Below are 22,675 nucleotides of genomic sequence, written 5' to 3'. Positions count from 1 at the left end.
CTGCCGCGCTGCTTGCTTCGGCAAATTGCAAATTACAAATTTCAAATATTCCTTATCCCGCCCATGCCGTCCTGCTTTCCCACCGCGCGCCCGCTGACCGCACCGGCTTCTTCCCTTGTGCCGCCGACCGCACCATCTCCGCAGAAATTTCCAGCCCCGACAAAATCCGCGCGTGCGCCGGCTGCTGCATTTCCTGAAGCCTGGAGCCTGAAGCCTGAAGCCTGGCTGATAGCTGAGAGCTGATCGCTGAAAGCTTGCACACCACCGACGCGCACGTCTTGGCGTACGGTTCCTGCTCCACCACCATCAGGACCGTGCGCGTGTTCTCCACCGCGCGTCGAAACCGGAACCACGAGGTCAGCGGCACCCGCCGCGCCGCCGGCGCCGGCACATCGCCCAGGTCCACCACCACCAGTCCGAACCCGCCGCCTTGCAACAGCAAATCCGTCGCCTTCAGCGCCTGCTCCAGCGAGTCCATGGTTGATCGTCGATGGCCCATGGCCGCGGAGCTCCCGGTCTCTGCCATCGGCCAAAGCCTGCCCCGAGCGCAGTCGAGGGGACCATCAGCCATCGACGCTGTTGCCTTTCGCTCCCCACTGGCCACTGGCCACTGACCACTTCTTCCGCAATCGGCAATCGACAATCGACAATCGGCAATGCTTTTCTCCGTGCCTCCGTGTCTCCGTGGTGAGCACCGGACCCAAAGCAATCTGTTTAGATCGACACCTGCCGAAAAAGCCGACTTGGGATCGAAGCTGTCGCTGGCGTCCACCAGCGCGCACACTTCGCCCTGCGCCGTCATCTTCGCCATCACCGCCAGGAGCACGCTGGTTCGTCCCGACGATGCCGGCCCGCAGATCTCGGTCAACCCGCCGCGCGGCAGCCCTCCGGTAAGCGCGTCCAAGGCCTCGATCCCGCTCCGCACCATCGCCGCCGCCGGCCTGTCCGCCAGCCGCGATGCCGCCACCACCGATGGCATCTCCATGCCACTTTCCCGCAGAGCTCCGCCTCGTGAAACCTGAAACGTGAAACGTGAAACCAGCTTCTGTGTGTCAGGGCAGTTCTGGGTGTCAGGGTGCTTCTGTGTATCAGGGCACGACGTATCAGGGCACGACTTCAGTCGTGCCGCGCCATGCCCAAATTCACCGGGCTTTAGCCCCTGAGCTTCGTCACTGGAAACTGGAAACCGGAAACTGGAAACGGCGGCACTCATGGCAGAACCTCGGCTGGCGGAAAGCGTCGGGCAGGAGCTATTTTCGCTTTTTATTCGCCTATAACTGGGATTCTGCTACGCCCCGCCGAGGTTGTCAAGTCCGGTCAAAACCGGCTCTGGAAGCGGGTTTTTGGACACCAGGAACTTGTCTGCCGGCGCCGCCGGACAAAGCTCTCCTGACACATCCCCGGGCTTCTTGGTAAAATCGATGCAGTTTCCGGCGTGGCGCTATCGTCTAGGGGTTAGGACGGAAGATTCTCAATCTTCAAACCCGGGTTCGATTCCCGGTAGCGCTACCAATCCTTCCACTTAGCATTTTTCCCCTGTGTTTTCGCGGCTCCTGGCGACTTCCATCGGTTTTCTTCTTAAGTCTTTTCCCGGTCTTCCAAGTCTTTCTCGTTTTCGCCAGTCATCGACAGTAAGTGGACAGTAAGCCGGAATGGGGAGGGACCATCCTCACCTCAATTCCCTTCAACGGTTGAAATCCGGCGGATCGCAGAAACTCCAGGAAGCCTTCGCGCGTGGTCGAACGATTAAACTACGTATTACGTGCTCCGACTCTCCTCCATGATTGCCTTGCTCCTGCTGGCCGCCTCCGCCGGCGCGCAATCGTCCTCGTTGCTGCTCACCGTCACCGACGAAAACGGCAATGCCGTTCCCGGCGCCATCGCGCAACTGCAAGGCCCCGCCTCACTGCATTGCGAGACCGACCACGCCGGCCGCTGCTCCTTCCGCGCGCCTGCCGGGTCCTATCGCCTCATCATGAATAAGAGTGGCTTCTACACCCTGAGCGCGGACCTCCGCCTCCCCGAAGTCTCGCATCTCGACCTCACCCTGGCGCACGTGCAGGAAGTGAAGGAAAGCGTGGAGGTCGTCGCTTCCACACCGCAGATTGATCCCGCCCAGGTCGCCAATACGCAATCGCTCGACTCGCAGGAGATCATTGACGTCCCCTACTCCACCACGCGCGACATCCGCGAAGCCCTGCCGCTGATTCCCGGCGTCGTCCGCGACTTCTCCGGTCAGGCGCATGTTGCCGGCGGCGCCGCTTACGAAACGCTCGACACCCTCGACGGCTTCAACATCACGCACCCGGTCACCGGCGCGCTCGACCTGCGCTTCAGCTCCGACGCCGTCCGCGCCATTGACGTCCAGGAAAGCCGCTACTCCACCGAGTTCGGCCAGTCATCCGCCGGCGTCATCGGCTTCGCCACCGGCATGGGCGACGACCGCCTCCGCTTCTCCGCCACCAACTTCATCCCCTCGGTGCAGAACAAGAAGGGGCTCGACTTCGACAAGTGGACCCCGCGCGTCACTCTCTCCGGCCCTATCGTCAAAGGCAAGGCCTGGTTCCTGCTCGCTCCCGACGGCGAGTACGACAACAACGTCATCAAGAACCTACCCTCCGGCGCCGACACCAATCCTCTTTGGCGCGTCAGCAATCTCGCCAAGGTGCAGGTCAACCTGACCCAGTCCAACATCCTCAGCGGCAGCTTCCTCATCAATCATCTCCACTCCGACTACGACGGCCTCTCGTTGTTCACGCCCAAAGAGACCACCCTCATCCGGGACGGCGGCGCGTACCTCGCTACCATCAAGGACCAGCACTATTTTTCCAACGGCATGCTTGTTGAAATCGGCGCCGCCGTGAACCAGTACGACGACACCGCGCGCCCGCTCGGCACGCTTCCGTATGTGATCACGCCTGACCTGGCCCACGGCAACTTCTTCGAGAGCACGCGCGGCAACTCCCGCCGCCTCGAAGGCATTGCGAATCTCTATCTCCCGCCCCAACACCTCGCCGGACGCCACGAGATCCGCCTCGGTCTCGACCTCGACCGCCTTGACGACACCCAGCACATCGAGCGCCTCCCCATTTCCATCCTGCGCGCCGACGGCACTCTCTACAGCCGCATCGTCTTCTCCAGCCCGCCCGCGTTTTCGCAGGACAACGTCGAACTCGGCGCCTACCTGCAAGACCGCTGGTCGCCCACCGAACGCCTGCTGGTACAACCCGGCATCCGTTTCGATCGCGACCACTTCGTCGGCCGCACCACGGTCTCGCCGCGCCTCGGCGTCACCTACATGCTCAGCCGCAGCGGCGACACCAAGCTCAGCGCCGGCGTCGGCATCTTTCACGACTCCTCCAACCTGGGAATCGTGACCCAGCCCCTTCAGGGCGAGCGCTTGCAGTACATCTACGACGCCACTGGAACCACTCTGGTCGGCCCGCCGCTGCCCACCACCTTTTCTTTGAACCGCGGCACGCTTCAGGTCCCACGTTTCCTCAACTGGAGCCTCGGCCTGGAGCGCCGCTTACCCGCCGAAATCTTCGTCAACGCGCAATACATGCAGCGCGACGGCTCGCGCGGCTTCGCCTACACGAACCGGTCCACCGTGCCGCTCGTCGGCGACTACCTGCTCACCAACACCCGCCGCGACCACTACCGTGCCTTCCAGATCTCGGCCCGCCGTCACTTCCGAGAAAACCACGAAATCCTGCTCGCCTACACGCGCTCCCGCGCCCGCTCCAATGAAGCCGTGGATTTCACCCTCGATAATCCCGTCCTCAGCCCTCAAGCTTCCGGCGTCCTTCCGTGGGATTCGCCCAACAAGTTCGTCTCCTGGGGATTTCTGCCGTTCCCCTTCACGAAAAAGTGGGACATCGCTTACTCCGCCGACTGGCATACCGGTTTCCCGTTCAGCGTCGTTAATCAGAACCAGGAAATCGTCGGCCCACCCAACTCGCGCCGCTTTCCCGACTACTTCGCGCTCAACCTCTTCCTCGAGCGCCGCTTCACCTTGCGCGGCCTCAACCTCGCGCTGCGCGGCGGCTTCGAGGACCTCACCGGCCGGCGCAATCCCTTCGCCGTCAACAACAACATTGATTCCCCCGACTTCCTCCAGTTCGAAGCCGCCACCGGCCGCGCTTTCACCGCCCGCATCCGCTTCCTGGGAAGGAAGTAAGGACTGGCTGTTCACAACGAAACACGCTGCTTGTCGCCTCAACGCTCCTGGCAAGGCGTAAGGCAACGGGCAGCGATTTCGGGGGGCACGGGGTTATAAAAAAACCACGAAGCCCGTTCGAAGCCGGTCGTGAGGATGATTTGCGGCAGAATCTCGAGATGCCAGTGGAAGTCCTCTTCGATGGTCTCCCAGTATCCCTTTCTGGGGCGCAGGAACGGCCTGTCCTGGAGGGAAAGGTTGTAGGGGGCGCCACCTATTGTCTGGTCCAGTTTCTGCAGAACATCTCGCAGGATGCTCGCCAGCTTTTCAATCTGCGACGGGTCGATCCGGCTGAACGCGCTGCTGTGGAATTGTGGGAAGATGCTCACGGCGAACGGAGTACGTGACGCAAACGGCGCAAACGCGACAAACGCATCGTTTCCCGCGACCACGCGACGGCGATCAGAAATCTCCTGTTGCAGGACGTCGCAGTAGATGCACCGTTCCTTCATGAGGTAGTAGTCGCGAGCCACCATCAGCTTGGTCTTGATGGCGCGCGGAGTCACAGGGAGGGCCATCAGTTGCGAGATCGAATGGGAAATAGTGCGCGCGCCCGCCTCTTCGCCGTGGTTCTTGAAGATCAGCACGTAGCGCATCCGCTGATCCCGCTCCAGGTCAACCATGCGGGCTACCCAGGCCCGGATGACGTCGGCGACTTCGTGAGCTTCCAGTTCATGAAGGCTGCGGTCGTGTCGCGGCGTTTCGGCAATCACCTCGTCTGCGCCCACACCATTCATGAGGTCGTGAAAGCCTTCCGGGCGCCGCCCCAGTTCGCCTTCGATCCGCAAGCGTGGGTGAGCGTTGGGCACTACGCGCACCTGCCAGCCGGGTCCGTTGGGTAGCGAACCCGGCCGCCGGATGGCAAACACCTCCGGCGGCGTGGAAGCTTCGTTGGTTTCGCAGAACGGGCAGAAGGTACGGTCCCTGACGAACTTCTTAAAGCGAAACTCCGAGGGCCGTACAGTATCGGTTTCGGCCATGATGACCCAACCGCCGGAAAAGACATCTTTGCGCATCTGTGACATGTCGGCCCTCCCGGAATGAAGTATCGGCCCGGTTCTGGAAGGAACAAGGCGTCCTGCCGCGAATTATCGGCCTCTGCGGCGGTCGTGCGGGAAACTTTTGGCATTTCTTCCCAGAGTGGGACCGATCTGACACGCATGAGGCTGCACCGCGCTCCGCGCGACCGTCACTGCATAAAGTCAGACAGTGATGTACAAATTCACTGAAATGCCCTGCGCGATACAGCCATGTGCCCGTCCAACGTTCACCCTCTGCGCGAAGTGTCGGGGAAAAATCTGCAGCAATCACGCTGAGGATTGCGATGGGTGTGGGCAGACGTTCTGCTCGATCTGCTTCCGGCAGCACGTTGCGGAGGAAGAAGAAGCCCGCTGAGGGTGCCTGCTCAGGGTTCGAGTCTTGGGGGGGGAACTGGATAGTGTCGCCAGCGCCGGAAATCTCACCGTGATCCGGGGCGCCACCCTCGGCGCACAACAGGGTTTTAAAATTACACAACTAATACATTCGCCGCCACACCACGTGCCTACAATCGGCACGATGGACGAACTCGCCAACGCGCTGACGCACGGCATCGGCCTGCTCCTGGCGCTCGTGGCCGTTCCGGTCCTGATCGTGCTGGCCGCAACGCAGGCCACCGTATGGCACGTCGTCGGCGTCAGCATCTACGGCGCAAGCCTCATCGCGCTCTACACCGCGTCGACAATCTACCATTCGGTGCAGCACCCGCCCGCCAAGCGCATCCTGCGGATCATGGATCATGCCGCCATCTACCTGTTCATCGCAGGCACCTACACGCCGTTCACGCTCGTGAACCTGCGCGGCACATGGGGGTGGACGCTGCTGGGCCTGGTCTGGACGATCGCGCTGTTCGGGGTCGCGTGGAAGCTCGTGCAAGTCGAGCGACACCCGGTAGTTTCGACGATCGTCTACATCGCGATGGGATGGCTGGTGGTGATCGCGGCGCGGCCACTCTTCCGCGCCATTCCGCTCGGCGGCCTTGCGTGGCTGTTGGCCGGAGGACTGGCCTACACGCTGGGCGTCGCCTTCTTCAGCTCGTCGCGCTTCCGCTTCAACCATGCGTTATGGCACCTGTTCGTGCTCGCCGGCAGTGCCTGCCATTACGTCGCGGTCATGCGCTACGTCCTGCCTCACCGCGGCGTGTAAGGCGCACCTCTCCAGTTCGCCACCTGGAGATCAACCACTCGCGAGAACACCTTCTCACCACGAGTCAGAAAATTGCGCCCTCGAAGCCCGGCACGCCTCCACTTGGATGGTCGTCGCCTACTCGCAAACTGGCTCGCTAAATAAGAGAGAGTGCGATTTACCCCAAAGAATCGCCATTCCTGAGGCACGAAAGTCTATATGGTCTGCCCGTTCTATTCTGTCTATACAGGATGGAAGATTCTCAATCTTCAAACCCGGGTTCGATTCCCGGTAGCGCTACCAATCACCTTTGCCAAGCGGTTGCTGGAATGCTGGTATCCCAGTTTGTCAATAGCGGCGGCCGGCCTTTTAAGACCACAATGAAGTGGTGAGCTCCCCGCAAGCCATGGAACTCCGTAAGCACTCGCGCCTGCCACTCTCATTTCCGCTTTTTGCGCGCGGCGTCGATGCCAACGGGAAACAGTTCAAGGAACTCCTGACCGCTCTTAACGTGAGTGCCAATGGAATACTTGTCCTGACTTCCTCCAAGTTCGTTCCCGCTCGCCATCTGCAAATCGATCTGCCCGTAGGAGTCGTTGGTCAAGAGGCTCGGGCGAAAAGCCGCGTAGTCAATGCCGAGGTCGTGCGCACCGAGCAACAGGCCCGCTCTAAGCTCATGGGCTTAAAGTTTAATCGTCCCATCGCCTGAGACCTCTACCTGGGCGAACAGGTAGTGTCCCAAAGTCGCGTTGCTGGCTCCGTGACAGGGCTGGTTTAGGACACGACCGGCGAACAACCTTCTACTTCGCCCCGTGAACCAGTTTTTCCAGCCGTTCCATGGCCGCTTCCAGGCGCTGCGAGTTGGCCAACACGGGCGCGAAAATGTCGCCCAGGTGCTGAAATCGGGCCCGCACATTGGCCAGCGTGAAGTCGAGCGGCGACAGTCCCGGCCGCACTTCGCTCCAGCGCAGCGGCGTAGCCACCGGCGCCTTGTCGTGGGCGCGCAGCACGTACGGCGCTGAAATGGTTTTGCCCCAGGAGATCTGCAGATAATCGAAATACACCCTTCCCTTTTCCCGCTGCGTCACCGTCCGCGGCGTGGTGAACAGTTCCGGGCGCTCCGCGATCACCAGCCGTGCAACGATCTCGGCAAAGGTGCGCACTTGCTCATAACTGTAGGCGGCCGCAATCGGCACGTACACGTGCATGCCATCGCCTCCGGTGGTCTTGGGATAGCCCTCCAACTCCAAATCCGCCAGCTTGAGGCGGACCAGTTGCGCCGCCTCCACAATTCGGTCAAAGCCGCAGTGGTAGGGATCAAGATCAAGCACCATGAAATCCGGGTAGTCCAGCGTTCCCACGCGGCTGAACCACGGGTTCTGGTCAATGCAGCCGAGGTTGGCCAGATACAACAGCGTTGCCTCGTCGTCGCAGATGACATAGTGCTTGGCCGGCGCATCCTTTTCGCTGGCGATTTCCTCCGTACGCAGCCACGCCGGAAACGATGCCGGCGCATCCTTTTGGAAAAAGTAATCGCCCGCGATCCCATTGGGATAGCGCTTGAGCGAGAGCGGCCGTCCGGCCAGATGCGGCACCAGCAGCGACGCCATGTCGTGGTAGTAGTTGATTACGTCGCGCTTGGTGTACGCGTCAGCGGGATAGAACACTTTCTTCAGGTTGGTGAACTTCAGTGTTCGTCCGCCGACCTGAAGCGTCGCTTCCGCCTTGCTCGCCGGCAACAATTTGTCGTCAGCCGACCCACTTGACCGCACAGCCGTGAACTCGCGCACGCAGTCGCGCCCATCCAGGTCGGGACGCAACCCGACGAAAACCGGTGCGCGCAGGTGATTGTCAGCCCCCCAGCCGCTGTAGCGCACCGAGCCTACCAGCTTCGGCGTTACCCAGGTGACCTCGCCAACCTCCGGCGGCAGCGCGAACAGCCTTTTCTTGCTCGCCAGCTTCTCCAGTTGCGAATAGATTTCGGAAAGTGACTTCTCGGTGAATCCCGTACCCACATTTCCCGCCCATGTCAGTGCGTCGTTGTCGTAGTACCCCAGCACCAGCGACGAAAACGGCTTCCGTCTGCCGCTGGTGTATCCGCAAATCACAAACTCCTGTTGGCTGACGAACTTCACCTTCACCCAGGAGCGGCTCCGGCCGGATTCGTACCTGCTGTCGAGCCTCTTGGCCACCACTCCTTCCAGGCCGTGCTCCCGCGCCGCCTGCAACACCTGTTCGCCGCTGCCGGTGAACGACTCCGAAATGCGCACGTATTTCCCCGTCCGCACCACGCTGCGAAGCAATTTCGAGCGTTCGCTCAAGACCACATCGCGCAGGTCGTATCCGTTCAGGTACAACAGATCGAAGGCGACCAGCGACACTGGTGCGCGGTCGCGCGCTTCCCGGGCTACAAACCCGGTGCGCTGCTGCATCAGGCTGAAACTGGGCCGGCCCTCGGCATCGTAGGCAACGATCTCCCCGTCGATGATGGCGGTATCAGCCGAGATCGCTACCTGCTCCAGTTCCGGAAATTGCCGGTTCAGCAAGTGTCCATTGCGCGACTCGATTCGCACCTTGCCCCCGGCCACAAAGCACAGCCCGCGATAGCCGTCCCACTTGATCTCGTAGCCCCATTCACCGCCCTCGGGTACAGCGCTCGCCAGCGTGGCCAGCATCGGTTCAACCCGATCCGGCATCGCCGCCTGCTTGGCCCCTGAAACCAGCGACAAATCCGCGCCGCGGCTGCGCACCGCTTCCAGGTGATCTTCCGCGTCCCAGCCATCCTGCGCCGCGAAATCAGGCTTCTTCAGCAGCAGCCACTCGTTTTTCTTGCTGGTCCTCATCCTTACCAGGGCGAAATTGCCCATGAGCTTGCTGCCGTGCAGTTGAAACTTGAAATCGCCGCGCGCCAGTTGCTGCTCGGCTGTGAGTTCGCCCAGCATTTCAAAGGTGCCGGAATCCCACACGCTCACCACCCCGGCGCCGTAATTGCCCGCCGGGATGGTGCCTTCAAAGTCGCCGTATTCCAGCGGGTGGTCCTCAACTTGTACCGCCAGGCGCTTCTGTTTCGGATCGAGCGTAGGCCCCTTGGGCACGGCCCACGACTTCAGCGCCCCGCCGATTTCCAGGCGCAGGTCATAGTGCAAGCGGCGCGCTTGGTGCCGTTGCACGACGAACCGGCTGGTGCCCGCCACCGTCGCAGCCGGTTCCGGCTCAGGCGTGCGGGCAAAGTCGCGCTTCCGAGAGTAGTCCTTTAGTGTCACGATCGGCTTGGCAATACGCTGATTCTATGATACTTCTATTGTCCCTCTCTTCCTCAACACTCTGCGAGGTGCAGGATGGCAAGCACAGTGTGGAAGGGGCACCTGACGTTTGGATTGGTGTCTCTACCCGTAAAACTCTTTAGTGCGGCCCGCAGCGAAAGTGTCAGCTTCAACCAGCTCCACGCCGCCGATCACTCCCGCGTCAAACAAGTCCTCTTCTGCCAGGCCGAGGACAAGCCGGTCGCCCGCAACGAACTGGTGAAGGGTTACGAATACGAAAAGGACAAGTACGTCGTGGTTGACGAGGACGACATCAAGAAGGCCGCTCCGCCTTCCTCCAAGGCAATGGAGATCCTGGAGTTCGTCAAGAGTGACCAGGTCGATCCCGTGTACTTCGAAAGTTCGTACTACATCGCTCCGGACGACGCCGGCGAAAAGCCCTACGCCTTGCTGTTCGAGGCGCTCCGCCGCTCGGGGTTCGTTGGCATCGCCAGAATCGCGATGCACAACCGCGAGCATATCGTCATTCTGCGTCCCGGCCAGCGCGGCATCCTGCTGCACACCATGTATTACGAAGACGAAGTGCGCAAGATGGAGGAGTTTCGTACTGACACTTCGCTGATCAAGGACAAGGAACTCGAACTGGCGATGACCCTGATCTCATCGCTGGCCGCCGAGTTCGAGCCCGTCAAATACAAAGACTCCTATCGTGAAAACCTGATGGCCATGATCCAGGCCAAGGTGCAGGGCCGCCAGGTAGTCGAGGCGCCCGCCGCCCAGCATCTGGCGCCGGTCATCGACATCATGGAAGCGCTCAAGGCCAGCCTGGCGTTGGGCAAGAAACCGGTGCGCTCCGTTTCCGAAGCGGGGACCGCGTCTGCCGCCGAATCGCGCGCTTCCGATAAGCCGAAGCGCGGCCGCAAAACAGGGTCGGGAGGATAAGTTTCGGTCGGGAGGATAAGTTTCGTATGAGCAACCACGATCACTGGCTGGAACACCAGGGCGGCTGCTACGACCAAATTCCGTCCTGCCAAAAATGCGGCTATGAGTTGTGCGAGCACGGACTTTGTCGCTACTGCGCTGGCTGCGCTCCGTGTGAAGCCGAGGACGAAGCGGAACACGTGAACCGGAAGCCGCCCCTGTCCATCCCGGCGCAGGCGGCACAGCGCAAGACCGGATGAACGATGAAGCCTGAAGACTGACGACTGAAGACTGACGACGTCTTCTATGCACTACCTCCTCAAAACCGAGCCTTCCGAATACTCCTTCGCCGACCTACAGCGCGACCAAGTCACCCTCTGGGACGGGGTCACCAATCCGGTCGCCCTCAAGAACCTGCGCGCCATGCAGCCGGGAGACCACCTGGTCATCTACCACACCGGCGACGAGCGCCGGACGGTGGGCACGGCTTCCGTGGTCAGCGTGGATTTAAAGGATCCCAAGAAGCCGGCGGTAAAGATCAAAGCCGGGCCCGCGTTGGCGACTCCCACTTCGCTGGCGGACATCAAGGCCAACCCCGCGTTTCGCGATTCCCCGCTGCTGAAGCAGGGCAGGCTCTCGGTGGTTCCCCTCACCGAGGCGCAGTACCGCATTCTCATCGGCGCATAGCCGCCAGATTCCCAGACCTATTGGAACTGTTTGCGGAAATCTTCAAACTGCTGTCGCAAGGCAGCAACCTCGGACTTCAGGTTGCCAACTTCGATCTCCAGCCGCGTGATCCGCCCGCCGTCCAACGACGCGCTGGTGACCACCGCCTCGGAGGCGGCTTCCGCGCCCTCCACTTCGCCGCACAGCAGGTGAGCGTACCGGGCCTCCTTGGTGCCGGGCTGCCTGGCAAGCATTTTTACCAGCGAGCCTTCGCGCTGGATCAACCGCTGTAACACGGCCTGCACTTCGGACAGGTCGTTGAATTGAAACATGCGCTCCGTGCGTCCCCGCAACTCGCCGGGAGTCTGCGGGCCACGCAACAGCAGAACGCACAGGATTGCGGTTTCGCCGCGGGGGAGATTGTAGGTCTCTTGCAGCCGGTGCTCATACTTCGACACCCGGCTATCGGCGCTGCTGACCGCGCCCGCCAGCCCTTTTTCATTGAGGCTGTACAAAGCGTCCCGCACCGCGTTTTCGTCCAGGCTCATCACCGGATCGCGGTTGGATTTCTGGTTGCACGCATTGACCAGCGCGTTCAGCGATAGCGGATAGTAATCCGGGGTGGTGATGTCCTTCTCGATCAGAGCGCCCAACACCCGGGCTTCCATGGGATTGAGTACGGGGTTCACGCTGGAGATTATACGGGCTGAGTCCGCTCGCGCTACCAAACCTCCAAGCCGTCACTTCTTGACACCATCATTTACAAATCTGTCCAAATGCTCTCGGAGCATTGCACGCTAGTCCTGCTAACCGGAAACGCTGGTTCGATGTTGCCTTCTTGTGATTTATAAGTTACACTGTCGCATGTGATCGAGATTCGTCGGTATGTCACCCGGACGGGCAAGGACGTAATCGGCGATTGGTTGGCGGGTCTGAATGATGTTCAAGCGCGAGCGCGAATTGCCGCGCGGATTGACCGCCTCTCGCTTGGAAATTTCGGCGACTGCAAGTCTTTGCGTGCGGGGGTATCTGAACTGCGGATCGACTGGGGGCCGGGATACCGGCTTTACTATGCGGCCTTGGGCAGCACTTGCGTGATGCTACTCTGCGGCGGCGACAAGCGGAGACAGTCCTCCGATATAAATCGGGCTATTCAGTACCTCCGTGACTACAAGGAAAGGACTCGCAACCCATGAAACACAAGGCTAGTGTCTCGCACGACGAAGCCATGGTGCGGGAGCTGCGCGCGAACCCGGATTTTGCCGCCGAATACCTGCGAGCGGCGCTGGACGACACAGACGATCCACGCGTGCTCCTGGTTGCCTTGCGCCGGGTGGCCGAAGCCCGAGGCGGAATCGCAAAGGTGGCTAAGGCCGCCGGCATCGAGCGCGAGAGCCTTTACCGGGCTCTGTCGGCACACGGCAATCCTCGGCTCTCTACTCTGGTCGCCGTGACCAAGGCCATGGGCCTGAAACTCACGCTTGAAGCCGGACAATAGCATTTAAAACCCACGACCTCACCGGCGCAGCTTAGTGTCTGAAACTGAAACTGAAACTGAAACTCTCAACTCATCAATTTTCCCAATCCCCCAAAACGAAATTCTGCGTTGTACTTCCCGCCATTTATCGGAGAACTTAGCGTTAGGGCACGCTCGCCGTTTGCCCGAGGCACACGCCTGACTACCTACGGAAGAAGTGCAGATGAACCGACCAGCACCATCCGGTTTGCCGCCGGCGCAAGGACTTTACGATCCGCGCCACGAGCACGATGCCTGCGGCATCGGCTTCGTCGCCAGCATCAAGGGCGTGCGCACCCACGAGATCGTGCGCAAGGGCATCGAGGTTCTGGTCAACCTCACCCATCGCGGCGCCTGCGGTTGCGATCCCGAAACCGGTGACGGCGCCGGCGTCCTCATCCAGATCCCGCACAAGTTTTTCGTTCGCGAATGTCGCCGCCTGAACATCCAGCTCCCCGAGCCCGGCCAGTACGGCGTCGGCATGATCTTCCTCCCCGTCGAGCGCCACGATCGCCTGCGCTGCGAAGGCATCCTGGAGCGCATTGCGCGCGAGGAAGGCCTCACCGTGCTCGGCTGGCGCGATACGCCGGTGGATGGCAGCGTCATCGGCCGCGTCGCCCGCGTCTCCCAGCCTTATATCCAGCAGATTTTTTTCGGCGCCGCCAGCGGCATGGACGAAGCCGCGCTCGAACGCCGTCTTTACATCGTGCGCAAGCGCGCCGAGAGCGAAGTCGCCGCCTCCGACATCGATTCGAAAGAATTCTTCTACGTCCCCTCGCTATCGGCGCGCACCATCGTTTACAAGGGCCTGTTGCTGGCCCCGCAGATTGATCGCTTTTACAAGGAGCTTTCCGATCCCGACGTGCTCAGCGCGCTCTGCCTGGTGCACCAGCGTTTCTCCACCAATACTTTTCCCACCTGGCATCTGGCGCACCCCTACCGCTACATCGCGCACAACGGCGAGATCAACACCCTGCGCGGCAACGTCAACTGGATGCACGCGCGCCAATCGGTGCTGGCATCGCCGCTGTTCGGCGACGACATCAAGAAGCTGTTCCCCGTCATTGCGCCCGGGGGCAGCGACTCCGCCAATCTCGACAACGCGGTTGAGCTTCTGCTCCAGGCCGGGCGCTCGTTGCCGCACGTCATGGCCATGCTCGTGCCCGAAGCGTGGGACGGCAACCCGCACATCAATCCCAGGAAGCGCGCGTTTTACGAGTACCACGCCTCCATCATGGAGCCCTGGGATGGCCCCGCCGCCGTTGCCTTCACCGACGGACGCATGATCGGCGCCACCCTCGATCGCAATGGCCTTCGTCCCGGCCGTTACATTGTCACCGACGATGACCTCGTCATCATGGCCTCGGAAGTGGGCGTGTTGCCCGTCGAGCCGAAGTCCATCAAGCGCAAGGGCCGCCTGCAGCCCGGCAAGATGTTTCTGGTGGACACCGTCGAAGGCCGCATCGTTGACGACAAGGAGATCAAGGAGCGCCTCGCCACTCGCCATCCCTACGCCGAGTGGTTGCAGCAGAACCTGATCCACATCGATCAGCTTCCCGAGCCCATCCGGGTGCAGGGTCCCGACCACGACACCATCCTGCAGCGGCAGCGCGCCTTCGGCTACACCGACGAAGACGTCAAGGCGATTCTCACGCCCATGGCCGTAAACGGCGAGGAGCCCACCGGCTCCATGGGCACCGACACGCCGCTGGCCTGTCTTTCCGACAAGCCGCAGCCGCTCTTCCATTATTTCCGCCAACTGTTCGCGCAGGTCACCAACCCGCCCATCGATTCCATCCGCGAGCAGATGGTCATGTCGCTCATCAGCTACATCGGCAGCGAGAGCAACATCCTCGACGAAAAGCCGGAGAGCTGCCACACCCTGAAGCTGAGCGCGCCCATTCTCTCCAACCGCGACCTGGAAAAACTGCGGCGCGTCTCGCGCGGTGACCTGCTGGCCACCACCCTGCCCATGCTGTTCCGCGTTGAGGAAGATGGCAAAGGTCTGGAGCGCGCGGTCGAGGGCCTCTGCCGGCGCGCCTCGCTGGCGGTGAAGGCCGGTTACACGCTGCTCATCCTCTCCGATCGCGGCGTGGACGAGGAGTACGCGCCCATTCCCAGCCTGCTGGGGCTTACCGCGGTTCACAACCTGCTCGTGCGTGAGGAAACGCGCACCCAGGTCGCGCTCATCATCGAATCCGGCGAGCCGCGCGAGGTCATGCACTTCGCGCTGCTGCTCGGCTACGGCGCCAGCGCGGTCAATCCCTATCTCGCCGTCGAAAGCATCGAAGACCTCGCCCGCCGCGGCTATCTCCCCGATTCCGTCAGCGCCGAACAAGCGGTGAAGAATTTCACCAAGGCGATCAACAAGGGCCTGCTGAAAACCTTCTCCAAGATGGGCATTTCCACCTTGCAGAGCTACCAGGGCGCGCAGGTCTTCGAAGCCATCGGGCTCAACCGCGACATTGTCGAGCGCTATTTCACCGGCACGCCCTCGCGCATCAACGGCATCGGCCTCGACGTGCTCTCTCGCGAAGCCGCCATGAAGCACGAGCATGCCTTCCGCCCCATCACCGATAGCGAGCCCGAACTCACCATCGGCGGCAACTACGCCTATCGTGCCGGCGGCGAGTATCACCTCATCAACCCGACCACCGTCAGCAAGCTGCAGCACGCCGTGCGCTCGGGCAATTACCAGACCTTCAGGGAATTCACCGACGCGATTGACGACCAGAGCCGCAACTTGTGCACCCTGCGCGGCCTGATGCAGTTCAAGAAATCCTCCAAGCCGGTGCCGCTTGAGGAAGTCGAGCCCACGGCCGAGATCGTGAAGCGCTTCACTACCGGCGCCATGTCCTTCGGCTCCATCAGCAAAGAGGCGCACGAGACGCTCGCCATTGCCATGAACCGCATCGGCGCCAAGTCCAACACCGGCGAAGGCGGCGAGGACGAAGGCCGCTTCCCACGTGATCCCGGCGGCGACTGGCGGCGCAGTGCCATCAAGCAGGTGGCGTCGGCGCGTTTCGGTGTCACCACCAACTACCTGGTGAATGCGGATGAGTTGCAGATCAAGATGGCCCAGGGCGCCAAGCCCGGTGAAGGCGGCCAACTGCCCGGGCACAAAGTGGACGACATCGTCGCCCGCCTGCGCTGCTCCATTCCCGGCGTCGCCCTCATCTCGCCGCCGCCGCATCACGACATCTACTCCATCGAAGATCTGGCGCAGTTGATCTATGACCTGAAAAACGTCAACCCGCAGGCGCGCATCGCGGTCAAGCTGGTCGCCGAAGTCGGCGTGGGCACCGTCGCCGCCGGCGTCTCCAAGGCGCATGCCGACGTCGTGCTCATCAGCGGCGACAGCGGCGGCACCGGCGCTTCTCCCATGAGTTCCATGAAGCACGCCGGCGCTCCCTGGGAACTGGGCCTCGCTGAAACCCAGCAGGTGCTGGTGATGAACGACCTCCGCGGGCGCATTCGCGTGCAGACCGACGGCAAGCTCCAGACCGGCCGCGACGTCGCCATCGCCGCCCTGCTTGGCGCCGAAGAATTCGGCTTCGCCACCGCCCCGCTGGTTGCCATGGGCTGCATCATGATGCGCAAGTGCCACCTCAACACCTGTTCGGTCGGCATCGCCACCCAGGACCCCCGGCTGCGCAAGCAGTTCAAGGGTCAGCCCGAACACGTCATCCAGTATTTCTTCTTCGTCGCCGAGCAGGTGCGCGAGCTCATGTCTACCCTCGGCTTCCGCACCATGGAGGAAATGATCGGCCGCGTCGACATGCTGGAGATGAAGCCCGCAGTGAACCACTGGAAGGCGCGCGGGCTGGACTATTCCGCCATTCTCCACAATCCGGAAGTTCCCGCTCGCGTGGCGCGCCGCTGCCTGCAGAAGCAGGACCACGGTTTGCAGCAGGCGCTCGATTATCAGCTCATCGAATCCGCCCGCGACGCGCTCGACAGCCGCGCGCCGGTCGAGATTTCCCTGCCCATCCGCAACGTGCATCGCACCGTCGGCGCCATGCTGAGCGGCGAAATCGCGCGCCGTTACGGTTCCGATGGCCTCCCCGACGACACCATCCAGTGCCGCTTCACCGGCTCCGCCGGGCAGAGCTTTGGCGCGTTTCTCGCCAAAGGCGTCACCCTCACTCTTGAAGGCGATGCCAACGATTACGTCGGCAAGGGCCTCTCCGGCGGCCGCATCGTCATTTATCCGCCGCGCGACTCGCAGTTTGTTCCCGAGGAAAACATCCTTGTCGGCAACGTCGTGCTCTACGGCGCCACCGGCGGCGAGGCTTTCTTCAACGGCATGGCAGGCGAGCGCTTCGCCGTCCGCAATTCCGGCGCTACGGCCGTCGTGGAAGGTGTCGGCGATCACGGCTGCGAGTACATGACCAAGGGCCTGGTCGTCGTCCTCGGTAAATGCGGACGCAATTTTGCCGCCGGCATGAACGGCGGTATCGCCTACGTGCTCGACGAGAAAGGCGATTTCGCCGGCCGCCGCTGCAATCTCGCCGGCGTTGACCTGGAGCCGGTGCTCGACCCCGACGACGCTCGCCTGTTGCGCGCCGTCATCGCCAAACATTGCCACGCTACCGGCAGTCGCAAGGCGAAGGAAGTCCTGGCAAATTTCGCCGAGCTCTTGCCGCGCTTCATCAAGGTTTTCCCGCACGAGTACAAGCGCGTGCTCGGCATCGCGCGCACCGAGCACCCCTACGTCCCCGCGCCAGTCGCCATGCCGGCCACGATCGGGCAGGTGCAGCATGGGTAAGACCACCGGTTTCATGGAGTACGCCCGCGAGCTGCCCGCGCGCCGCCCGGTCATTGAGCGCATCAACGACTGGTTCGAGATTTACCGCGACTTTCCCGAGGAAAAGCTCGCCGTACAGGGCGCGCGCTGCATGGATTGCGGCGTGCCCTTCTGCCACACCGGATGCCCGCTCAACAATCTCATCCCCGACTGGAACGACCTCGTCTATCGCGGCCTGTGGCGCGAGGCGGTCCGCCAGTTGCACTCCACCAACAATTTCCCGGAATTCACCGGACGCATTTGCCCCGCGCCCTGCGAAGCCGCCTGCGTGCTTGGCATCAACCAGCCGCCGGTGACCATCAAGGAAATCGAGAAGAACATCATCGAGCGCGGCTTTCAGGAAGGATGGATTCGTCCGCAGCCGCCGCACTTCCCCACTCGCAAGCGCGTCGCCGTCATCGGCTCCGGACCCGCGGGCCTGGCCGCCGCGCAGCAATTGCGCCGTGCCGGACACGACGTCACCGTTTTCGAAAAGGCCGACCGCATCGGAGGCCTGCTGCGCTACGGCATTCCCGCTTTCAAGCTCGAAAAGCATCTCGTGGACCGCCGCATCGAGCAACTCTCTTCCGAAGGCGTCCAGTTCATGACCCGCGCCCACGTCGGTCAAAACGTCCCGGTCCACGACTTGCGCCGCGACTTCCACGCGCTCCTGCTCTGCGGCGGCGCCGAATCGCCGCGCGACCTGCGCATCCCCGGACGCGAGTTGAAGGGCATTCACTTCGCCATGGAGTTTCTGCCGCAGCAGAACCGCCGCTGTGAAGGCGATGTCCTGCCGCCGCGCGAAGACATCCTCGCTACCGGCAAGCGCGTGGTCATCATCGGCGGCGGCGACACTGGCGCCGACTGCCTCGGCACCGTGCATCGCCAGAAGCCGGTCTCCGTCCACCAGTTTGAACTCTTGCCCATGCCGCCGCAGGAGCGCGCGCCGCAGACCCCCTGGCCGCTGTGGCCCATGCAGCTCCGCACCGAGGGCGCACATGAAGAGGGCGGCGTCCGCGACTGGGGCATCGCCACCACCGCGTTCGGCGGCGACGAGCACGGCAACGTGAAATTCCTGCACGGCGTTCGCGTCGGCCCGCCTCCCGCGTTCGCGCCCATCAGCGGCACCGAATTCACCATGGAAGCCGACCTCGTGCTGCTGGCCATGGGTTTTCTCGGTCCGGTGCGCAACGGAATGCTCGAGCAACTCGGCGTCGATCTCGACCAGCGCGGCAACGTCGCTACCGGCGCCGGCTACATGTCTTCAGTTCCCGGCGTCTTTTCCGCCGGCGACATGCGTCGTGGCCAGTCGCTGGTCGTCTGGGCCATCGCCGAAGGCCGCAAAGCCGCCGCCGCCGTGGACACCTTTCTGCGCAGCCATACTCTGACCCAGTGAATTGAGCCTGCGCAGCAGGCGACAGAAATGTATCAGGGCACGACTTTAGTCGTGCCGAAAACGAGATCCTAAGGTAGTGTCATTCCGAGCTGCGCCGACTGAGCGCAGCGCGGGAGACGCAGCGAGGAACCTGCTGTTCTGCTTTTCCAGCAGCCTCTTTACGCCCGGAATTCACAGCCTGCGCAGCAGGCGTCGGAATGTGTAGCCCACGGCGTAAGCCGTGGGTTGCGCGCAACAACAAAACCAAGCCCGCTTCAGCGGGCGACAGAACCTCGCAAGCCGTGGGCTGCGCTTGTGCCGGTTTCGGCGAAAAATAAATTGGGCCTGAAGCCACTGTAAAAAAGCGCCGGGAGGTGCGGAATTCGTTAGCCCACTGCGGCAGCGGTGGGTCAAAATCCCAACCGGCGCCCGGAGCGCCGGAGGCGCGGCACAAGAACCTGAATAATTCACCGAAATCCGTATTCAACAAAGTTATAATCCGGCCCACCTCGATAAGCAGGCCGTCATGGACTTCGATCAACTCGTCACCTTCATGGAAGTCGCCAAGCTCGGCAACTTCTCTCGCGCCGGGCAGAAGGTGTTCCGCTCGCAGTCGGCGGTGAGCGCGCAAATCCGCCAGCTCGAGATGGAATACGGCGAGAAGCTCCTCGACCGCGCCGGCAAGTCCGTGCGCCTCACCCCCGCCGGCACCGTCCTGTTCGAATACGCCAAGCAGTTGCTCACCCTCCGCCAGGAGTCTCTGCGCGCCGTCGCCGACCAGGGCGCCACCCCGCGCGGCATGCTCGCCATCGGCGCCAACGAGGCCACCTGCCTCTACGTCCTGCCCGACGTCTTCGCCGAATACTCGCGCATGTACCCGCAGGTCCAGATCAACATCTATCGCAACTTCAGCCGCAAGATCCTGGAGCGCTGCGAGGAAGGCTCTCTGGACGTCGGCATCGTCACCCTGCCCGTCAAATCGCCTTGCCTGAAGGTGCAGGTGATTTATCGCGACCGCCTCATGCTCATGGTCGCCGCCACGAGCCCGCTGGCGAAATACGATTCCGTGCCCATCAGCAAGGTCGCCGAGCAGTCGCTCATCTTTCCCAAGACCGGCTACACCCGCCAGGTGCTCGACAAACTTTTCCGCCCCTACCAGGCCACCATGCGCGTCGTCATGGAACTGCCCAGCGTGGGCATGATCAAGGGCTTCGTCGCCGCCGGCCTCGGCGTTTCCATCATCAGCAACAGCTTCGCCGCCAAAGAAGTGCGCGCCGGCGAAGTCAAGCTACTGGCTCTGCAGGACGTTGACCTATGGCGCGAGCTCGGCCTCGTCTACCGCTCCGACCGCACGCTGCCGCGCGCCGCCACCGCCTTCGTCGAGCTCATCCTGAGCCGCGCCCGTCTGCGCCCCAAGTCCAAATCCGCGCCACACGGTTGACTCGCCCGCGCGGTCACTCGGAATCAGCCCGCGCAGCGGGCGGAATTCGTTAGCCCACCGCGGCAGCGGTGGGTAGCCGCGATAAAGTCGGCGAGCGCCAGCGGCGCGGCACCAAGATCGCCCCATAACCCATAAACGAAATTATCGATAATAACAATCGCTTATATTAATCAAAGAATTTCAAGCGTTGACTTATACTTCTTTTCGCGGTATTTTTGCCGCTCAATGCCAGCCCCGCAGGGGCGGCAGACACTGGCCCGGCACAGCCTGCCCTGAGCGAAGTCGAAGGGGGAGTGCCGGGGAGGCCCGTTGAAAGCGGTACGGCTCCCGTAGGGACGGCACGAGAAGAAATCATGACTTGTACCACTCAATCCAATCCGCTGGCCTTCGCTGCACCCGGGGTCCCTCTGCTCCTCATTACGGCGCTCCTCCTTACGAGGAGCGTAGACAGCGGATGACCGGCCAGCGCATTTCGTAGCCGCCGGCCATCATCCAGAAACGATGATGGCCTTCAAGTTTTAGGGCCCTGATATTCGAGGATCGCAAGCACGTGAACAAGCCTCCTCCAGCCGACGGCAGTCTCAAGCGCCACAGCCGCGCCATCACCGACGGCCCCAGCCGCGCGCCCGCCCGCGCCATGCTCAAGGCGGTTGGTTTCGACGACGACAAGCTGCGCCGCCCCATCATCGGCGTCGCCAACACCTGGATCGAGGTCGGTCCCTGCAATTTTCATCTCCGCCATCTCGCGCAGCAGGTGAAGGCCGGCATCTACGCCGCCGGCGGCACCCCCATGGAGTTCAACACCGTCTCCATCTCCGACGGCATCACCATGGGCACCGAGGGCATGCGCGCTTCCCTCGTCAGCCGCGAGGTGATCGCCGACTCCATCGAACTGGTCGCGCGCGGCAATCTCTTCGACGGCCTCGTCGTCCTCGTCGGCTGCGACAAAACCATTCCCGCCGCGGTCATGGCGCTGCTTCGGGTTGACGTTCCCGGCCTCGTGCTCTATGGCGGCTCCATCAGCCCCGGCCATTTCCAGGGACACGACGTCACCATTCAGGACGTCTTCGAAGCCGTGGGCGCCTACGGCCGCGGTGCCATGAGCGAAACCGAACTGTGCGCCCTGGAAAACAGCGCCTGTCCCGGCGCCGGCGCCTGTGGCGGTCAATTCACCGCCAACACCATGGCACTCGTCATCGAGATGCTCGGCATCGCGCCCATGGGCGATTCCAGCGTCCCCGCCGGTCATCCCGACAAGGACGCCGCCGCGCAGCACGCCGGCGAGCTGGTCATGCAACTGGTTCAGCAGGACCTCAAGCCGACGCAGATCATCACCCGCGAGGCGCTGGAAGACGCCATTGCCGCGGTGGCCGCCAGCGGCGGTTCCACCAACGCGGTGTTGCATCTGCTCGCCATTGCCAGCGAAGCCGGTGTCCCGCTCGCGATCGACGACTTCGATCGCATCAGCTCGCGCACGCCTCTGCTCGCCGACCTCAAACCCGGCGGCCGCTTCGTTGCCACCGATCTCTACGAAGCCGGCGGCGTACGCTTGCTCGCCAGCCGTCTCCGCGATGCCGGCGTTCTGCACCCCGAGCGCTCCACGGTCACCGGCAATACGCTCGCCCAAGAGGCTGCCAAGATGATCGAACAGCCCGGACAACAGGTCGTGCGCCCCGCATCGCAGCCGCTGCGCGCTACCGGCGGCCTGGTGATCCTCAAGGGAAATCTCGCGCCCGAAGGCTGCGTGGTCAAAACCGCCGGGCACACCGCCGGGTCGCATCGCGGTCCCGCCCAGGTGTTCGAAAGCGAAGAGGACGCCTTCGCCGCCGTGCAGCAAGGCCGCATCAAGGCCGGCGACGTCGTCGTCATCCGCTACGAAGGTCCGCGCGGCGGCCCCGGCATGCGCGAAATGCTCGCGGTCACCGCCGCGCTGGTCGGCGCCGGCCTGGGAGATTCCGTCGCGCTGCTCACCGACGGCCGTTTCTCCGGCGCCACCCACGGCCTGATGGCCGGCCACGTCGCCCCTGAAGCCGCCTGTGGCGGGCCCATCGCCGCCCTGTGCTCCGGCGACATCATCGAGTTCGATGTTCCCGCGCGCCGCTTGTCGGTGGAACTCAGCGACGCTGAAATCAAGAATAGGCTGGCCTATTGGTCGCCGCCCAAGCCGCGCTTTACCCGCGGCGTCATGGCCAAGTACGCCCGCCAGGTTTCCTCCGCCGCCATCGGCGCAGTCACCTGATGGGAAGGTCACGGCGGAACTTGTCCCGAGCGAAGTCGAGGGAGCCGTGACCGAAGACGTAATGGGAAGGGCACGGCTTTAGCCGT

General features: G+C 62.6%; 17 protein-coding genes and 1 tRNA gene. 13 read left to right on the top strand and 5 right to left on the bottom strand.

What is annotated here, in order from left to right; genetic code table 11:
- Positions 1 to 52: 52 nt before the first annotated feature.
- Complete coding sequence (locus LAN70_01545) at positions 53 to 985, bottom strand: DNA recombination/repair protein RecA (GenBank protein MBZ5509830.1); 933 nt, start codon at positions 983 to 985, stop codon at positions 53 to 55.
- Between the two features lie 452 nt (positions 986 to 1,437).
- Between LAN70_01545 and LAN70_01540 the strand changes: the two genes are divergently transcribed.
- Both LAN70_01540 and LAN70_01535 read left to right on the top strand, forming a co-directional pair.
- Positions 1,438 to 1,512: transfer RNA gene (locus LAN70_01540), tRNA-Glu, on the top strand.
- Positions 1,513 to 1,780: 268 nt separating this feature from the next.
- The gene (locus tag LAN70_01535) at positions 1,781 to 4,180 is read left to right on the top strand and encodes a TonB-dependent receptor (protein ID MBZ5509829.1); all 2,400 of its coding nucleotides are present in this window, start codon (positions 1,781 to 1,783) and stop codon (positions 4,178 to 4,180) included.
- Between the two features lie 38 nt (positions 4,181 to 4,218).
- Here LAN70_01535 and LAN70_01530 read toward each other — a convergent pair whose 3' ends face one another.
- The gene (locus tag LAN70_01530) at positions 4,219 to 5,244 is read right to left on the bottom strand and encodes a galactose-1-phosphate uridylyltransferase (protein ID MBZ5509828.1); all 1,026 of its coding nucleotides are present in this window, start codon (positions 5,242 to 5,244) and stop codon (positions 4,219 to 4,221) included.
- Between the two features lie 532 nt (positions 5,245 to 5,776).
- Between LAN70_01530 and LAN70_01525 the strand changes: the two genes are divergently transcribed.
- Positions 5,777 to 6,403 carry a hemolysin III family protein gene (locus LAN70_01525; protein ID MBZ5509827.1) on the top strand — a complete coding sequence of 209 codons (627 nt, stop codon included), beginning with the start codon at positions 5,777 to 5,779 and terminating at the stop codon, positions 6,401 to 6,403.
- A gap of 385 nt (positions 6,404 to 6,788) precedes the next feature.
- Positions 6,789 to 7,091, top strand: a complete 303-nt coding sequence (locus LAN70_01520) for a PilZ domain-containing protein (GenBank protein MBZ5509826.1) — start codon at positions 6,789 to 6,791, stop codon at positions 7,089 to 7,091.
- Positions 7,092 to 7,182: 91 nt separating this feature from the next.
- Here the strand turns inward: LAN70_01520 and ligD are convergent, their stop codons facing one another.
- On the bottom strand, positions 7,183 to 9,645 hold the full coding sequence (ligD, locus tag LAN70_01515) for a DNA ligase D (GenBank protein MBZ5509825.1): 2,463 nt from the start codon (positions 9,643 to 9,645) through the stop codon (positions 7,183 to 7,185).
- 75 nt (positions 9,646 to 9,720) lie between these two features.
- On the opposite strand from ligD, the gene LAN70_01510 reads away from it, so the two are divergent.
- From LAN70_01510 to LAN70_01500, 3 genes are read left to right on the top strand one after another with little or no spacing between them, the layout of a single operon-like run.
- On the top strand, positions 9,721 to 10,587 hold the full coding sequence (locus LAN70_01510) for a Ku protein (GenBank protein ID MBZ5509824.1): 867 nt from the start codon (positions 9,721 to 9,723) through the stop codon (positions 10,585 to 10,587).
- A gap of 26 nt (positions 10,588 to 10,613) precedes the next feature.
- Positions 10,614 to 10,826 carry a hypothetical protein gene (locus tag LAN70_01505; GenBank protein ID MBZ5509823.1) on the top strand — a complete coding sequence of 71 codons (213 nt, stop codon included), beginning with the start codon at positions 10,614 to 10,616 and terminating at the stop codon, positions 10,824 to 10,826.
- Positions 10,827 to 10,872: 46 nt separating this feature from the next.
- The gene (locus LAN70_01500; protein MBZ5509822.1) at positions 10,873 to 11,253 is read left to right on the top strand and encodes an EVE domain-containing protein; all 381 of its coding nucleotides are present in this window, start codon (positions 10,873 to 10,875) and stop codon (positions 11,251 to 11,253) included.
- A 17-nt stretch (positions 11,254 to 11,270) separates the two neighbouring features.
- On the opposite strand, the gene LAN70_01495 is transcribed toward LAN70_01500, so the two are convergent.
- Complete coding sequence (locus LAN70_01495) at positions 11,271 to 11,921, bottom strand: YceH family protein (protein MBZ5509821.1); 651 nt, start codon at positions 11,919 to 11,921, stop codon at positions 11,271 to 11,273.
- 177 nt (positions 11,922 to 12,098) lie between these two features.
- Here LAN70_01495 and LAN70_01490 point away from each other — a divergent pair, with 177 nt between their 5' ends.
- From LAN70_01490 to LAN70_01475, 4 genes are all read left to right on the top strand, one after another.
- Positions 12,099 to 12,428 (top strand): type II toxin-antitoxin system RelE/ParE family toxin, encoded by a 330-nt coding sequence (locus LAN70_01490; protein ID MBZ5509820.1) that lies wholly within the window; start codon positions 12,099 to 12,101, stop codon positions 12,426 to 12,428.
- Positions 12,425 to 12,730: a putative addiction module antidote protein gene (locus LAN70_01485; GenBank protein MBZ5509819.1), complete on the top strand. Its 306-nt coding sequence runs from the start codon at positions 12,425 to 12,427 to the stop codon at positions 12,728 to 12,730. Before LAN70_01490 ends, LAN70_01485 begins: the two co-directional genes overlap by 4 nt.
- A gap of 202 nt (positions 12,731 to 12,932) precedes the next feature.
- Positions 12,933 to 17,516 carry a glutamate synthase large subunit gene (gene gltB, locus LAN70_01480; GenBank protein MBZ5509818.1) on the top strand — a complete coding sequence of 1,528 codons (4,584 nt, stop codon included), beginning with the start codon at positions 12,933 to 12,935 and terminating at the stop codon, positions 17,514 to 17,516.
- Complete coding sequence (locus tag LAN70_01475) at positions 17,509 to 18,930, top strand: glutamate synthase subunit beta (protein MBZ5509817.1); 1,422 nt, start codon at positions 17,509 to 17,511, stop codon at positions 18,928 to 18,930. The genes gltB and LAN70_01475 overlap by 8 nt, the downstream gene beginning before the upstream one ends.
- 79 nt (positions 18,931 to 19,009) lie before the next feature.
- Here LAN70_01475 and LAN70_01470 read toward each other — a convergent pair whose 3' ends face one another.
- Entirely contained in the window at positions 19,010 to 19,450 is a 441-nt protein-coding gene (locus LAN70_01470) for a hypothetical protein (GenBank protein MBZ5509816.1), read from the bottom strand.
- Here LAN70_01470 and LAN70_01465 point away from each other — a divergent pair.
- Both LAN70_01465 and ilvD read left to right on the top strand, forming a co-directional pair.
- Positions 19,436 to 20,350, top strand: coding sequence for a LysR family transcriptional regulator (locus tag LAN70_01465; GenBank protein ID MBZ5509815.1), 915 nt, complete (start codon positions 19,436 to 19,438; stop codon positions 20,348 to 20,350). The genes LAN70_01470 and LAN70_01465 overlap by 15 nt on opposite strands.
- Before the next feature lie 550 nt (positions 20,351 to 20,900).
- On the top strand, positions 20,901 to 22,589 hold the full coding sequence (gene ilvD / locus LAN70_01460; GenBank protein ID MBZ5509814.1) for a dihydroxy-acid dehydratase: 1,689 nt from the start codon (positions 20,901 to 20,903) through the stop codon (positions 22,587 to 22,589).
- The last annotated feature ends 86 nt before the right edge of the window (positions 22,590 to 22,675 follow it).

The sequence above is a fragment of the Terriglobia bacterium genome, from assembly GCA_020072845.1.
GTDB lineage: Bacteria > Acidobacteriota > Terriglobia > Terriglobales > Acidobacteriaceae > JAIQGF01.
The sequence above is the reverse complement of the archived record's forward strand: the minus strand, read 5'-3'. Positions and strand labels throughout refer to the sequence as shown.

Bases quoted from the DNA above. Each gene is read 5' to 3' on its own strand.
- LAN70_01475 (MBZ5509817.1), top strand. From the start codon at position 17,509: ATGGGTAAGACCACCGGTTTCATGGAGTACGCCCGCGAGCTGCCCGCG.
- gltB (MBZ5509818.1), top strand. From the start codon at position 12,933: ATGAACCGACCAGCACCATCCGGTTTGCCGCCGGCGCAAGGACTTTAC.
- LAN70_01510 (MBZ5509824.1), top strand. From the start codon at position 9,721: ATGGCAAGCACAGTGTGGAAGGGGCACCTGACGTTTGGATTGGTGTCT.
- LAN70_01465 (MBZ5509815.1), top strand. From the start codon at position 19,436: ATGGACTTCGATCAACTCGTCACCTTCATGGAAGTCGCCAAGCTCGGC.
- LAN70_01525 (MBZ5509827.1), top strand. From the start codon at position 5,777: ATGGACGAACTCGCCAACGCGCTGACGCACGGCATCGGCCTGCTCCTG.
- LAN70_01485 (MBZ5509819.1), top strand. From the start codon at position 12,425: ATGAAACACAAGGCTAGTGTCTCGCACGACGAAGCCATGGTGCGGGAG.
- LAN70_01545 (MBZ5509830.1), bottom strand. From the start codon at position 985: ATGGAGATGCCATCGGTGGTGGCGGCATCGCGGCTGGCGGACAGGCCG.
- LAN70_01500 (MBZ5509822.1), top strand. From the start codon at position 10,873: ATGCACTACCTCCTCAAAACCGAGCCTTCCGAATACTCCTTCGCCGAC.
- LAN70_01530 (MBZ5509828.1), bottom strand. From the start codon at position 5,244: ATGTCACAGATGCGCAAAGATGTCTTTTCCGGCGGTTGGGTCATCATG.
- LAN70_01505 (MBZ5509823.1), top strand. From the start codon at position 10,614: ATGAGCAACCACGATCACTGGCTGGAACACCAGGGCGGCTGCTACGAC.
- LAN70_01520 (MBZ5509826.1), top strand. From the start codon at position 6,789: ATGGAACTCCGTAAGCACTCGCGCCTGCCACTCTCATTTCCGCTTTTT.
- LAN70_01535 (MBZ5509829.1), top strand. From the start codon at position 1,781: ATGATTGCCTTGCTCCTGCTGGCCGCCTCCGCCGGCGCGCAATCGTCC.